We start from the raw sequence: 15,165 nt of genomic DNA on the forward strand, positions 1-15,165 counted from the left end.
GTACTTCTCCTCCTTAATCTCTTGAAAGTTCTTCAATAATTGTTTCCGCTCGATGCAGCCACAAATTTTCTGTACGCAGAGCATGTACAGCATTGTTTCGAAGCTGTTGTCTTGTGTCTTGATCTAACATCTTTTCTAATCCTTCTTTAATGGAAGCTGGATTATCATCTACAATAATACCGTAATTGCCACTTTCCACTAAATCTCTTTGTGCATCACAGTTTGTTGCAATAATCGGTAAGCCATACGAAATGTATTCAAATTGTTTAACGGCTACGGCAAAATTATTGTACGTGTCTTTTTTGATCGGAACAATTCCAAAATCAGCTTCTTTATAGATTTGTGCTAGCTGCTCACCATGTGCATGCATAAGCTTAAGCCAAGGCTGATTCACATATGGAGTAAAATGCTCCTTCATCACTTTGAACTCTGCTTCACGACAAACAAGAATCAGTTTTATTTTTAATTCGTCTTTGTTCATCGTATCAAAGGCTTCAAGGACATCATAAATCCCATACCTCTGATTTATCCCACCCACATAGACTGCTTGAATCGGCTCATTGTTTGGAACTGTAGGTAATACTTTGTCAACTCCACCAGGAGGGAGTGAGATGACTGGCTGGGAATCAATCCCTACATACTTATTCATATAAGGACTTGGTAAAAAGATCACATCTGCATACTTTTTATATACAGATAGTTCCATTTTAAATATAGTTCTCATTATGGCCCTCTTCGGCCCTGTTAATGGATAGAACTCATCGAACTTCCAATAAATATCCCGATAAAATATGCCAAGTGGAATATTGTTCTTCTTTAAAAAGGAAAAGAATTTAATATCCATGAGAGGATGTTTAGGAATGTGATTGGAATCTGTTAGCCAGTATGGAATCGTCGCATTTTCCATATAACAAAAAAGCACATCTTCTGGCTTCGTATTTTTATAGAAACTCTCTAGTTTTTCTTTTCTTTCATGAGTTTCCCCTATTATAGGTACAACTTCAAACAAATGCTTTCGTCCAGCCTCGTAAAAAGCTTCTAAAAGTTTAGCTGGACGTACCGCAGAACCACTTGTTTGCTCTCTTGTTTTAAAAGGATAATATACAATTACTTTTTTCATTTTTTTATTTCCTTTGTTTTTAGTTTATATATGTAGATTCGAATAAAAAGCAAGCTTCATGTCGATATAATGCTACCTTTATTGACAATAATCGTCAACCTTTCGTAGGTAGTACGGAAATAATAAAATTGCCGTATTGTTAATAAATTTATTATATGGAACTAACGACCAAAAATCCCAAATATGATATAATTCTCTTATTAATCATCTAATTTTAAGGAGTTACAAATAATGGTTTCGGTGAAAAAGCTTTTAAAGAAAAATTCTTCAAGAGATATTAAACGTCTTAGTAAACTTGTAGATCAAATAAATAAATTAGAAAGTTCATTAGAGATTCTCTCTGACGAAGAACTTCAACAGAAAACAGATGAATTCAAAGCTCGCCTTGCAGTTGGACAATCCATTGATGATATAAAAGTAGAAGCGTTTGCCGTTGTCAGAGAAGCTTCTAAGCGAGTGCTCGGTCTTCGCCATTACGATGTACAGCTGATGGGTGGCTTATGTTTATGCGAAGGATCTATTGCTGAAATGCAGACAGGTGAAGGAAAAACACTCGTTGCATCTCTTCCAAGTTACATTCGAGCGCTAGAAGAAAAAGGGGTTCATGTTATTACAGTAAACGAATATTTAGCGCAACGTGACTACGAAAAAATAGGCAGTATTCATCAATTTCTTGGACTATCAGTAGGTATTAACCTGTCAAAAATGTCGATCTCTGAAAAACAAAAAGCCTATTCAGCAGATATTACATATGGCACGGGCAACGAATTCGGTTTTGATTACTTAAGAGACCACATGGTGTTGAAGTCTAGTGAAAAAGTACAAAGACCTCTTCATTACGCTATTATTGACGAAGTAGATAGCATTTTAATCGATGAAGCAAGAACTCCTCTAATCATTGCAAATAAATCCAATCTTTCATCTGAACTTTTCTATATTACTTCAAAGATTGTTAAGTCTTTCGTCAAAGGCGTTCATTATGAAGCCATCATGGATACGAAACAATTATTCTTAACAGATAAAGGTGCTGAAGAGGTTGAAAAAGCATTCGGAATCGAGAATTTATTCCATTTAGAACATCAGCTTTTATTTCATTTCATCATGCAGTCTCTCCGGGCACACGCGATCATGAAAAAAGATGTTGATTATATCATTCATAATGATGAAGTAAAACTTGTTGACTTATTTACTGGGAGAGTAATGGAAGGCAGAAGCTACAGTGAAGGTTTACAACAAGCTATTGAAGCAAAAGAAGGCTTAGAAGTTAAAGAAGAAAACGTAACTCAAGCAACCATTACGATTCAAAACTACTTTAAATTATATACAACGATCTCAGGAATGACTGGAACGGCTTCAACAGAAAAAGATGAGTTTTGGCAAACTTACGGATTAAACGTTATTGAAATTCCGACAAACAAACCTAAGCTCAGAATAGATCACGAAACCATTATTTACAAAACTACCCATGAAAAATACAGCAGAATCATAAATGAAGTAAAGCACTTAAATGAAGTAGGCAGACCCGTACTAATCGGGACAACATCCATTGAACAGTCTGAAGCCCTTTCTCTTGCCCTGAAGAAGGAAAACATTCAGCACCTACTATTAAATGCAAAGAGTGTAGAACAAGAAGCTAGAATGATATCAATGGCAGGCCAAAGAAATTCTGTTATGATTGCTACAAATATGGCCGGTAGAGGTACGGATATACTGCTTGGTGAAGGTGTGGCAGAATTAGGTGGTATGCATATTATTGGTACCGAGAAAAATGAAAGCCGAAGAATTGATAATCAGCTTCGAGGACGGGCTGGACGTCAAGGTGATCCTGGTTCTTCCCAATTTATTTTATCGTTAGAAGATGAATTGTTTAGAAGCTTTGATTCGGAAGAAGTTGCGAGATGGACAAAGAAAATAAAAACCAACAACGAAGGTCTCGTCGTTCAACCTGACCCTATTAAATTGGTAGACCGCATTCAGGAGAGTATCGAAGGAATTCTTTTATCAAGCCGTGGTCATATGCTCAAGCTCGATAATGTTGGAGATCAGCAAAGAAAAGTTGTTTATGCACAACGTAACGCTATTCTTGAATCAACAGACCTAGAGAGTACGATCGATGACATGTTATCACTTCATATAAACAAACTAGTTGATTCCTATATTAATGAAGAAATGATAGCAGAAGAATGGGATGTAAAAGGTTTAATACACCAACTCTCCGTTCTCTTCCCAGAAAGGGAAATAGTTGAGGAAGCGTTTAAAGGTCTTGAAAAGGAAGAAATAATGGAGAAGATCTCTATTTTATTAAAAGAAAGAAAAGAACTAGTAACCCCGTTTATAGGCGATTCTTCATTCGAATCAAAAATACGTAGCTTGATGCTACAAACATTGGATACAAACTGGCTTAAACTACTTGACGAAATGGGCTTTCTTAAAGAGGGTATCCATCTTAGAAGTGTTGCTCAAGAAGACCCATATCGTATTTTTGAAAAGGAAGCCTATGATTTATTCCTTAGGTTTCTAGAAACGGTCAGAGAAGATATTTCTAGTGCTTTAGCCTTTATGCTTAAAGAAAAAATGGAAATGATCAAACAGTAGATTGGAGAAATTGTAATGCTTTCCATGTTTAAAAAGAAACCTACTACGAATAAAGAGGTACAGCAAGAAACACATACAGAACAAACAAACGAAAAAACGAGTAACAGCTCAGATGTGAAAACAAAACTTATTTTTCCTTCCAGCTGGCAAATTCCTATTCAAGAACAATACGTTTACCAATATCATCACCAGCAGCTATTCTCATTAAAAGAAAATCAATTGTCTATTAGTGGAGTTGAATTATTTAAGGATGATGAGGTTGCAGTCGTAATTGGCTTTATTCGTAATACGTTGCCAAAAGGGATACGTTTAGAGCACTTCGTTGTTCTATTACTTGATGAAAATGGATCCATCTTGGCTAGAAAATCCTTTGAGTTTCATTTAGAAGAAGAAATCCCTAGCTTGTCTTCGATCCCTTACCGTTTTGTATTTACTAAAGAAGATTGGCAAGTGGAAGAGCTTCCTGAACAAGGGTGGTCATTAGCCTTTGAAATATCGAATCCATCCACATCTGTACACCAATTACAACTTCATGAAAGTTGGGAGCAAATGCTTTCTGAAGTACAAAAATCAAACCTTGTAAAGATGATACAAAACCTCCCTGCCCTAAATCCGAATGAAATAAATCTGATGGGCATTGAAGTAACAATGAAAGAATCACAACTAATTGTTACGATATTAATTCGTAATGGCAGCAAAGAAAATATCAGTATTTCTCAGCTCCCATTATGTGTGGAGGATGCAAATGGAACGATTGTTGCAGAGGGCGTTTTTAAATTAGAGGATTTTGAAGTAAGTGCAAACACCTCTAAACCATGGTCCTTCATCTTCCCAGAAAACCTTATTACTTCAACTTCTTATGATTTAACTCGATGGAAAGTATACTCTCCTTCTAAATAAATGAACCAAACGCGTAAAATGAACATAAGAAAATGACCAGATAAGATTGTCTGGTCTTTTTGTTATTTTCTGTTCTGTTTTTGCAATTAACAAGGACTCTTGTGCAAACAAATAACACATAGCTGCTGATTTATATCATGTCCTTAAAATTGGAATAAAAAAGGAACTGACGTGTACGATTAACATACAAGTCAGTTCCTTTTAATTCGTTTCATTTTAACTCATTTCATATGGCCATTTCACTTCCGTTTGCAGCCATTTCATTGCTTGCGCAATACTCTTTCCATTCTTTCGCTCTGGTTCCCATTCTCTAATGATCGGCATTGCTGATGCATAATAGGTATATATCCAAGTTTTTAATTCAAGATTGCTCTCGGGTACATATCCATAATAAAAGACTTGTTTTAATGGATCATATAAATATTGTTCAATCTTATACATAAACCTTTTACCAGAAAATATAAGAGTTACATAGGGTAATTGAGGCGGCAATTGATTTTGAAGTAATTGCTTAGATATCTTTAAGTCCAACATATCATTCTGTGGAAGTTTGAGACGCTGCCCATTTGTCATACCTTGAAGAGCTGGATATAACGACATTCTTCCGTAAAATGTAGTAATGACCAATTGTCCTCGATCCAATTCATATGTAAATACAATATCCTGATCCAAGGTTCCAATTTCTTGATCCACTAGGATAAGTCTATCCGGCTCTTCCCATAGTGAAGCAAACATTAGATTTAAAGCTTGCAGGGTCATAATTGGGCCTATCCGCTCATTCCATCTGTAGAAAGCATGGTGGGTTAAATAAATCCCTCCCACTTTCTTCTTGCAAAATGAATGGTAATATCGATGACGTTGCGAGTAGCCTTTCAAACGTAGATTGACCAGTTTTTTTAGCATTTCTTGACCATAAGTAAAGTCATTATTAGGAACATAATTCATTTTCCAATGATGAATCGTAATTGTTCCCATTTTCATGGAGTGTTTCCTTTCTTTCACCTATTAACCGGTACGATACCACTAATAATAAAAATATACCAAAAATGTATAAAAAATACTAGTGGGTTCTCTTTGTTCTCGCTATATATATCGGCATCTTTGTGTAAATTATTGATAGTTTTATATCAATAAAAAAACCAAATAATCCATGATTACTTGGTTTTTCAGACACTATTTAACTTTCACTTGAGATCCTATACTACTATTACCTGCCGGGTCTATCGCATAAACCGTTAACCTAGTATTCTGAGGCTGTTTAGGTATTGCAGCTTGGAAGGTAGCTCGCGCTGTTGCTATAGTACTTCCAATTGTTGTGTTTCCTTTTTTTACAATAATCTTCGCGCCACGCTCAGCGGAACCCCTCACTACCGTATCAGAAGAGGTAATAGTTTTCACGACTGGTTTAGAAGGTGGAGTTACATCCGCTTCTGAAAATGAAATTTTATAAGGCTCAGGGCTCCAGTGATTATTCAATTCTAGTATTTGAAAATAATACGTGCCAGGCTTTACGTTAAAACGGAACTGTTCTTTTTCATCAACACCTGTATTATCCACTACATTTTCTTGAACGATTTCCCCGTCCTCCATGCGTCCAAACCAACTTATAGCATCCATACTTCTAACTCCACTTATATCAACCTGAAGTCTCATTCTATTGTCAACGGTTAGCTTATACCAATCCTCGTCCATCGGCATATCATAACGATCAGAATAGGCTTGTCCGACTTTAATACCCCTCGCTTCTTCCCTGCTATTCCCGGTATCTGCAGCTAAACTTGGTAATGATACTTGAAGCCCGCTATACAAGTTTAGAATTCCGTAACCGCCATAAGGATTTAAAAATGTGTTATATCCTCTTACTCGAACTTTTGAAGCTGATTTCTCTAAAAGATACTCAATCTGAGCTGGACTAAAATCTGGATAGATCCCTTTTATATAAGATGCGGCACCAGATACCATTGGAGTAGCAAAAGATGTTCCATCTCCCCAATCGTAAGTACCTTTTATATTAGTAGAAAGAATAGAAGTACCAGGAGCAACAAGATCTACTAGATTCCCCTTATTTGAAAAATCCGTAACCCTTAGTTGCTGATCTACTGCTCCAACTGCTATAACTTGTGGATAAGCTCCGGGATAATTCACTTCAGAATTTTCATTTCCTGTAGCAGCAACTACAACGATTCCCTGATTATAAGCTTCTTCAATCGCTTCATACTCCAAGATGTCGGCTTGGTCTGAACCATAGCTCATATTAATAACATTGGCACCATGATCAATTGCAAAATAGATGGCTTCAACTGTATCACTTAGCGAAAGCCCCTCTCCATCTCCAGCTTTTAATGGCATGATCTTCACTTTTGAATTGATTCCAGAAATTCCAATTCCGTTAGTTATTCCTGCACCTATAATTCCTGCAACTCTTGTTCCATGACCGAGTCTGTCCATAGGGTTGGTGTTGTCATTATAAACATTGTAGCCATTTGTGACTTGTCCAGCGAGATCTGGGTGTTTGTAATCAACTCCTGAATCAATAACTGCCACTACTGTTTCTGTCAAAGGCGTTTTAAATCCTCTCGCCTCTGCTGCCTTTATCGTTTGAAGATACCACTGCCGTTTTTCTAAAGGATTATAAGACATCAAGGTGTTTTGTGGTTCAACTAGTATATCCGGTTGCACTTCCATAACATCAGCATGACTTGCTATTTCGTTCAACGTTTTCTCATAAGAAATAGAATGTGGAACCTGAACAATATATAAATTACGTTCTTGCAGCGATTTCGTGCGCGGCATACTCGTTAATCCTAACTTTTTCGCATGAAATTTAGAGCCTTCTTTCATTTTCACTACCATTTGACGGTTTTTTATGTCTTCTAGTCTCGTAACATCGTTTTTTTCTGCAGAAAAAACACCCTTTTTATTCAACGTATCAAATCTAGTTAATCCTTCTCCACTTGCATGAAAAGATGGTATACAGAAGCTGCAAATAATAATTACACCTGCAATTGCCCCTTTGATCCCCTTAGCTTTCAAACTTTTTCCCCATCTCCTATTATTTTACTATATGTACATATTCTATCGGCTAGTTAAGGATACCTTTTTAATATGAAATGATTTTTTTTGCCTTAAACTATTAACATTACAATATTTTATTCCGATATTAATTAGTGTTATTTCCAGATTATACCTAATATACTCAACTAGAGGAGGAAAAAATGAAAAAAACAATTTCATTTTTACTCGGAATATCTATCACCACAAGTTTATTCTCAGAGGCAGCTCTAGCAAAGACCCGAGAACAAAACACAGCAGAATTCTTTTATAAGAATGATACGATTGTGATTGATGATACTTCAAGTAAAAAAAACATGATTAAAGAGTCAGCTTTTGTACCGGTTCAGCCCAATACAACTTACCGTGTATCAGCAGAAACCTTGATCTCTTACGTACAAGCTCAAATGAAGGTTACATATTATGATAATAACGGAATTCCTGTATTAGATAAAAGCATAACTAAGCCGAAAGCATCGTCAAAACAATGGGAAACGATAGATGTATTATTACATGCCCCAAAAAATGCATCACAAATAAAAATTGCCTTTCAGTCAGGTAAAGCAAAGGTCAGCTCAGCAACGTTTAAAAATATACAATTGAGTGAACCCTTTGAAAATGTAGGACCTCAAATTACAAATTTAAACGTGATGAAAAGCGCGACTGGAACCAATAGCGATGGAACACCGCTATTGTACACCTTGTTACAAGGAGAACCTGCAAAGTTAGTAGTATTAGATCTCAATACGAATCGTATTTATGATGAACAGTCATTAACCGGTTCAACTGCTGCTTGGTCGATAAAAGTTGATCCCTATGGGTACGTCTGGATGGGCGGATTACCTGACGAATCGCTTTATCAGTATAACCCTAGTCGAAAGAGCTTGTTAAAGCTAGGAAAGGCTACAACCCCTACTAATACAGTGATATGGGACCTGGAATTTGCACCTTCACAAAATGCTGTGTTTGGCAGTACATCATACGGAGGCAATGTGTTTCGTTATATTCATGGAAAAGGCTTTACCAATTTAGGACAGGCTGCAAAACGAAAAGAGCTGGCAAAAAGTCTTGGATACTCGCCAGCAACTGAAACTTTGTTTGTAGGTACAGGATCGAATGCAGCATTAATCGCTTGGGACTTACAAACAAATAAAAAACAAAACATTCTACCTGCAGAGTATCACTCCCAAACGACAATCTATGATATTGATGTGTTTGAAGAAATCGTTTTTGCCCGTTTAGAACCTAGTGAGAAAATGCTTCTTTTTAATGCCATAACGAAAGAATTTTTAGGTGAGATCCCAGCCGATTCCCGAGGTGTATCGCCAAAGTCTCCCTATGAAGATGCTGTTTATTATGGCTACGACGGTTCGCTATATAGATTTGATTTGAATACGAGACAAAGTCAAAAGCTTCATTCTGACTTACAAGGGACACATGTCGTATCTCTAAATTATGTTCAATTGAACCATCCAAAATATCCCGGGTTTACACTCGTGGGCACAACAGGAAATGATGGGCGTTTTTTCAAATACAACCTTCAAACGCAACGTTTTGAACTATTGAAGTTGAATTTACCTAAACAAAGCGTTCCGCTCTTCAATATTAGCAAAGGGCCAAATGGTGAAATTTACAGCTCTGGTTTTGTATCTGGTAGTCTAGGAGTATACGATACCCTTTCTAATTCAACAAAGGTCTACTCTGGTCTGAGTCAGGCTGAGTCCATGGAAGCATTGGGAAATTTCATGTACTTCGGTGGATATCCAAAAGCTCGAATATTTAAATACGATCCGAGTAGAACTTGGAATGCCGGATCCAACCCTACTCGCTTGTGGGAGTTGTTTGATTTTGGTCAAAATCGGCCCGTTTCCATGCTGGGAGTGGAAGAAGTTCAAAAGTTATACATAGGGACCGCCCCTGATAATGGGAAAATTGGCGGCGCATTTACCATTTTCGATCCTAAAACGGGAATAAGACAAGTTAGAGAAAATCTCGTTCCCAATCAAACCATTATCTCAATGGCTTATCAAAATGGATACGTGTATGGAGGTACTTCCATATATGGTGGAAAGAACTCTAGAACCTATGAAACTTCTGCCAAACTATTTGCAGTGGATGTAAGCAAGAATTACTCCCAACCCGCTTATATTCCACTTCCACTTTCAAATATTAAGATGATTTCATCCGTGGTCATAGACAATAATCAAAAGTTATGGGGAATGGCGGATGGATACTTGTTTATCTATTCCTTTGGACGAGAAAAAACAAAAGTGATTCCCATTGTTAAAAGCACATCCGGTTATTTTAAAAATGCCACTCTTCTATTTGCTAATGATGGTTATCTATATGGGACAGTCGAAAAAACATTCTTTAAGGTAAACCCCGAAACCTATAAATTAGATATTTTAAGAAGTAATAATGATATTGATGATTTAGTAGAGGGGAAAGATGGAAACCTGTACTTTAAGAACGGAACAGATCTATGGAGATATTCCATCACTAATCCATAATGTTAAAAAAAGCAGCGTGAGGGAATGCCTCATGCTGCTTGCTTTACCTATTAATCAATTTTGAAATCATTCACAGATTTGCCTATTGAAGTTTCAGTAGTTTCAATTGGCCCTTTGTAAAGCACAGTAAATCCAGGGTACGTGAACGGATCTTTATCCATTTTTGCAAAGCTTAACAGGTACTCATAACCATTGAATTCAATCGAATTCAAGTAAAAGCCAGGCCCTGACATCGTTTCTTCTAAATCATAAACTTCTACTTTTTGCTTACCATCCAGATCAAAGACAATCTGTAGTTTAGTAAAATCGTTCTTTCCATCAGCACCCATAACATATCCCGAAGAAATTATATCATTACCAGACCAATCTTCTTTCGTAAGTTCAATAAACATATCTTCTATCACATAATAATCTTGGAAGTATTGATTAAACATATCTTTGTTTTCTTCTTCAACACCAGCAATATACTGCCCTGCTTTATCCATGTGATACAATAAGTAGTCTAAATCCACTTCATCTTGTTCATATTCGTAAAGCGCTTCATAGATACTAATCCCTGTCTGTACAAGGCTATCCGTGCGTTTTTTAGTTACTTCTGAAGGAGCTGTGAACTTGTTTACAAATGCTTCACGTGTCGTTTTTCCATAAACGATTCCAACTCGCTTATGAAAATCTTTTAACTTTGAATTTAATTGGATATATGATTCGATTACATCTGTATCGAAGTATACGTCAGCTTCAATTTTGCTTTCAAGGTCAACTCTTTGTTGTTCAACTTTCACGCCTGCATTATAAGCCTTAGAATATGAAATGGCACGATCTAGCTGAGGCTTTACATTTGTTGATAGTCTTTTAAAAAGCATTCTCTTATTCGGTCCAGATTTTAACGAATTAGTAGCAGCCAAAGCTTTATCATAAGCCGATTTTATTATATTATATCGGTTAAGATCAAACGGTTTAATACTTTTTGTGTATTCAACTGAAATGGTGCGGCGCAGATAATCTGCTTGTACCTCTGCCTTCTTCACTATTACTTCTACATCCGCAGTTGAATAAGCTAGAGCCGAATTCCCCCCACTCAATAACACGGTAATGGCTAAAGTAAGAATTAAAATGCCAGAAAACCATTTTTTCAAAATCCTATCCCCTTTATTAGAAAAATATTTTCCATTCAAACCAAATAATAGCATATAAAATATACTCCAACATATGTCCTTATTACTATTTTGTTATAAATATCAGTGCACCTATCTTTTTTAATGACAATAGTTAAAAATTGTTATATATTGATAATTGAATTTACAAAAAATGGGGTTAGTTACTTGAAGGTATTTTTAATTCATCGTGTTCCAATATTGTTAGAACAAATAAAGTTAATAATTAATGAAACATTAACATCAGCTTCTATCCAATCCTATGAATCAATACAGGAGTTGAATACAAAACTATTAAATAAAGGTGATGTACTATATATTCAGTTTGAAACATACAATCAAAACTTGTTGAAAAATTTAAAGTCACTCCAAAAAAAAGGTGTTAAAATCTATATTTTTATTGATTCTATTAATGAATCGGATATCATCTACCTTCTAAAGCAAAAATACTGGGGATATTTTTCAATACCTTTAAATTATGAGGAACTCGCAGAAAGCTTAAAATTCTTACAGGTGAATAAACCTTATCTTCAACCGTCACTATCTTCTATTCTATTTAGTATCTATTTAGATGAACCTGTGAATTTATTTAAACCGCCTAACATAAATCTTACCAAAAGAGAATGGGAAGTTTACCAATTAATCGCAAAAGGTTTAAGTAACGAAACAATTGCTAATCAACTATTCTTAACTGAAAGTACCGTAAAAAATCATGTTAGTTCTATATTATGTAAATTAAATGTTCCTGACCGGACATCTGCTGTAGTTAAAGCCTTTAAAAACAATTGGATATCTTTTTAAGTTACATAAATTAAAGAAGCAACTCTTGTGGTTTAAGAGTTGCTTCTTTACGGATGTGTATATATATTTGTAGACTCTTATGTTTCTACTATTTTAATATCGGACATTTTACAAATTACTTTACAAGTATATTTTGTTTTTAGAATTAATCTTGCGAAGTGTTCTTCGGATTCCACTCTTTAATAAAAATATTAATATTCCTCTTAGTAAGGTACACACCGAAATCAGAGGGTTTATCCTTATCTGTTTTGCCCGTAACCTTATCTATAATTAATGTGCCTGTCTTCGGATAAAAATGATGTGCATCAAAATAATTAGCCTGGTTTTCTGTTACGCTATTGGGATACATAAAATGATGTACACCTCCAAATACGTCAACTAGGTCTCTTAACCATCTCTCATAATCAGGAAATCTGTTACTTGTTATCATGACATCATACAGTGGTTTAGAAACAGGTGTGGTAAAGACAACAAACTTCGAATTAGGATTTTCTTTTTTCAGTTTACTAAGCAAACTTTTATAATTGCTTCTATACGTATATGAGTCTCCATATATGTCATTACGATATGTTTCTAAATCTTTGTGCAGGCTTTTATTTGCTTGAAACTGGGCTAACCTTGTAGGTTCTTTAACCAGTTTTCTATTATATACAGCTTTTGTTTTAGCTTCCCCATTCGCTAACTTCAAATTATATTTAGAACGTTCCATCGTATCAAAATTCAAAAGCATTTTCATTCGATAAAAAGGATCAGAAGCGTTGGAAAAATAAAACTCAGGTTTCTTAAACTCGGCTTTCATGTTTTTACTTGTGCCAAAAAAATCTAGACCTAGATAGATGGTACGAAACGCTTTGCCTCTTTGTTTTTTGGCATAAGCAATGTAAGGACCATACTCTTGAGGCAACATCGAACTGACCGAGTAGTTGAAGACATCTTCTTTTCCAAAATCCTCTTGATTAATATATGTGCTGCGGCTGCTTCCCAATAATAAGCTATCATACGAAAAAGAATGATAGCTGATCCAGTTTGTTTTCTGTTGCCTTTCATCAAACCCATCCTGATTTTGATTCGTTGAATTTGATGTATGAAAGAGCCACAACGGATCTACATAATAATTAAAAATGGCTATGGGTAAGCTTCCTATTACAATTGTAGTGAAAAAAACAATAATCCACTTTTTATAAGGTTTATTTTGATTCATACTATCTCCCTTTAAAACTGAAAATATAAAAATTCACTGACCTTATACAGACTTAAAATGGAATAGAGTGCAATACCTGCGGTTAAGATTGCCGTTTTAAAGTCTGGTCTAAAATTTTCCATTAATTGAACGGAGTTCCTCGCGAATAAACAGATCCCTAAAAAGAATAGGATAGACAACACAATGAACTGACTATTGGTTAAATGTAAGTATTGATAGAGTGCATAGCCAGTTGAAAGACTGTCAAACAAGCTGGTTGTCCACACTATTCCATTCATTCCATACATAGAGGATAGAATCTCTATAGCATCTTTCCAGGTTTCAGCACGGAAAAACACCCATGCTAAATTTACAAATTGGAACGTGATTAGCCAAGCCATCACTTTCGGCATCGACAAGCCCGCATTCTTCCACATCCGGTGAATAACTAAGGCGGCACCATGCAGGAATCCCCAAAATACGAATGTCCAACCTGCTCCATGCCAGATTCCACCAATTAAGAAGGTAATCATTAAATTTCTATATAGATTAAATGTACCTTTACGGTTTCCTCCGAGCGGAATGTAAATATAATCCCTTAGAAAGCGGCTTAAGGTTATGTGCCACCTTCTCCAAAAGTCTTGAATATCTATAGCTTTATAAGGAGAGTAAAAGTTAATCGGCAGTTTAATATTAAATAGCAAGCTCGCTCCAATAGCCATATCTGAATACCCACTAAAGTCAAAATACAGCTGTAGCGTGTATGAAATAGATGCAATCCAGCTCTCGGCAAACGTAAGATCTCCAGCCTGACTGAAACCAGAAGTTGCCCAAACTGCAAATGTATCAGCGATGACAACCTTTTTAAACAAACCAAGAAAGAAAATAAAAAGACCTGTTGCCATGTTTCGGTGATGTATAGCCATGTTTTCCTTTTTGCTAAACTGAGGTGCAAGCTCTTTGTGATGCACGATCGGTCCTGCAATTAGATGAGGAAAAAAGGTAACAAATAGCACATAGTTGATAAAGCTATACTCTTTCGTTTCATTTCTATATGAATCTACGAGATAGGCAATTTCTGTAAAAGTAAAAAAACTGATAGCTAAGGGTAAAGCAATCTCCAATAAAGGAAGGTTTGCATTTGCTGCTTCATTTACTGTTGATATAAAGAAATCATAGTATTTAAAGTAACCTAATGCTGCCAGATTGCAGATGATCCCAAACATGAGAAGCGACTTATTTTTGTTCTTACCTAATGAATAGCCGATAAGATAGTTAAAAATAATGGACGCCAAAATCAATGGCAAATAGGCAATGTTCCACCAACTATAAAAAAACAAAGATACAATAACTAGCCAGTATTTAGAGAGATTAAAAAATGCCCACTTGTTCAGTAGAAAGTAAATGAATAAGGAAATCGGTAAAAACATAAAAATAAATTCATAGGAATTAAAAAGCAAGATAGATCAATCCTTTAATGTAGATATCTTATTCATTTTAGCAAAAAGATGTTGGTTTGGGGGTTTTATGTTTAGAGCAGTTTGTAAGATTTTTATTAGGCTTAATACTATAATTTACTTTTCAAACCATTACTATACCTTGTTTAATCCTACAGTAATTTTAGAAAAAACATTGTGGATGTAGATGGATACACTTTAACTGCAGCTAGTAAAAGAGGTTCAAAAGTTTCTTAAGAGAAGTGTGTTTAGGATAGTTTATTAGATCAAATTTAGTACTTTAATCGTTAAGCCAGTTGATGTTGATAAATACTCTTCTAATTTACCATCATTTATTAAAGGGGCAGTGGCCAATTCAATTATGTATTTCTCTACTTTCTTATTTTTCACATCCGGA

11 protein-coding genes are annotated in these 15,165 nt (G+C 35.5%); 4 read left to right on the top strand and 7 right to left on the bottom strand.

The window, feature by feature from the left end; translation table 11 throughout:
• Nucleotides 1-13 precede the first annotated feature (13 nt).
• Nucleotides 14-1,120, bottom strand: a complete 1,107-nt coding sequence (locus IHV12_RS04090; protein ID WP_197189916.1) for a glycosyltransferase — start codon at nucleotides 1,118-1,120, stop codon at nucleotides 14-16.
• Between the two features lie 231 nt (nucleotides 1,121-1,351).
• Between IHV12_RS04090 and secA2 the strand changes: the two genes are divergently transcribed.
• The gene (gene secA2, locus IHV12_RS04095) at nucleotides 1,352-3,715 is read left to right on the top strand and encodes an accessory Sec system translocase SecA2 (protein ID WP_231620630.1); all 2,364 of its coding nucleotides are present in this window, start codon (nucleotides 1,352-1,354) and stop codon (nucleotides 3,713-3,715) included.
• Nucleotides 3,716-3,739: 24 nt separating this feature from the next.
• Nucleotides 3,740-4,615, top strand: coding sequence for an accessory Sec system S-layer assembly protein (locus tag IHV12_RS04100; RefSeq protein ID WP_231620631.1), 876 nt, complete (start codon nucleotides 3,740-3,742; stop codon nucleotides 4,613-4,615).
• Between the two features lie 216 nt (nucleotides 4,616-4,831).
• On the opposite strand, the gene IHV12_RS04105 is transcribed toward IHV12_RS04100, so the two are convergent.
• Entirely contained in the window at nucleotides 4,832-5,596 is a 765-nt protein-coding gene (locus IHV12_RS04105) for a hypothetical protein (RefSeq protein WP_197189918.1), read from the bottom strand.
• Nucleotides 5,597-5,788: 192 nt separating this feature from the next.
• Nucleotides 5,789-7,648 (bottom strand): S8 family serine peptidase, encoded by a 1,860-nt coding sequence (locus IHV12_RS04110; protein ID WP_197189919.1) that lies wholly within the window; start codon nucleotides 7,646-7,648, stop codon nucleotides 5,789-5,791.
• A 182-nt stretch (nucleotides 7,649-7,830) separates the two neighbouring features.
• On the opposite strand from IHV12_RS04110, the gene IHV12_RS04115 reads away from it, so the two are divergent.
• The gene (locus tag IHV12_RS04115) at nucleotides 7,831-10,176 is read left to right on the top strand and encodes a hypothetical protein (RefSeq protein ID WP_197189920.1); all 2,346 of its coding nucleotides are present in this window, start codon (nucleotides 7,831-7,833) and stop codon (nucleotides 10,174-10,176) included.
• Between the two features lie 50 nt (nucleotides 10,177-10,226).
• Here the strand turns inward: IHV12_RS04115 and IHV12_RS04120 are convergent, their stop codons facing one another.
• Nucleotides 10,227-11,312 carry a hypothetical protein gene (locus IHV12_RS04120; protein ID WP_197189921.1) on the bottom strand — a complete coding sequence of 362 codons (1,086 nt, stop codon included), beginning with the start codon at nucleotides 11,310-11,312 and terminating at the stop codon, nucleotides 10,227-10,229.
• 186 nt (nucleotides 11,313-11,498) lie between these two features.
• On the opposite strand from IHV12_RS04120, the gene IHV12_RS22985 reads away from it, so the two are divergent.
• Nucleotides 11,499-12,131 (top strand): response regulator transcription factor, encoded by a 633-nt coding sequence (locus tag IHV12_RS22985; protein ID WP_305069383.1) that lies wholly within the window; start codon nucleotides 11,499-11,501, stop codon nucleotides 12,129-12,131.
• Nucleotides 12,132-12,276: 145 nt separating this feature from the next.
• Here IHV12_RS22985 and IHV12_RS04130 read toward each other — a convergent pair whose 3' ends face one another.
• From IHV12_RS04130 to IHV12_RS22850, 3 genes are all read right to left on the bottom strand, one after another.
• Nucleotides 12,277-13,332, bottom strand: coding sequence for a hypothetical protein (locus IHV12_RS04130; protein ID WP_197189923.1), 1,056 nt, complete (start codon nucleotides 13,330-13,332; stop codon nucleotides 12,277-12,279).
• A gap of 11 nt (nucleotides 13,333-13,343) precedes the next feature.
• A complete protein-coding gene (locus IHV12_RS04135; protein WP_197189924.1) occupies nucleotides 13,344-14,771 on the bottom strand; it encodes an MBOAT family O-acyltransferase in 1,428 nt (475 codons plus the stop codon).
• A 258-nt stretch (nucleotides 14,772-15,029) separates the two neighbouring features.
• Nucleotides 15,030-15,158: a hypothetical protein gene (locus IHV12_RS22850; protein ID WP_255552536.1), complete on the bottom strand. Its 129-nt coding sequence runs from the start codon at nucleotides 15,156-15,158 to the stop codon at nucleotides 15,030-15,032.
• Nucleotides 15,159-15,165 lie beyond the last annotated feature (7 nt).

Source organism: Fictibacillus sp. 7GRE50, assembly GCF_015903875.1.
Classification (GTDB): domain Bacteria; phylum Bacillota; class Bacilli; order Bacillales; family Fictibacillaceae; genus Fictibacillus; species Fictibacillus phosphorivorans.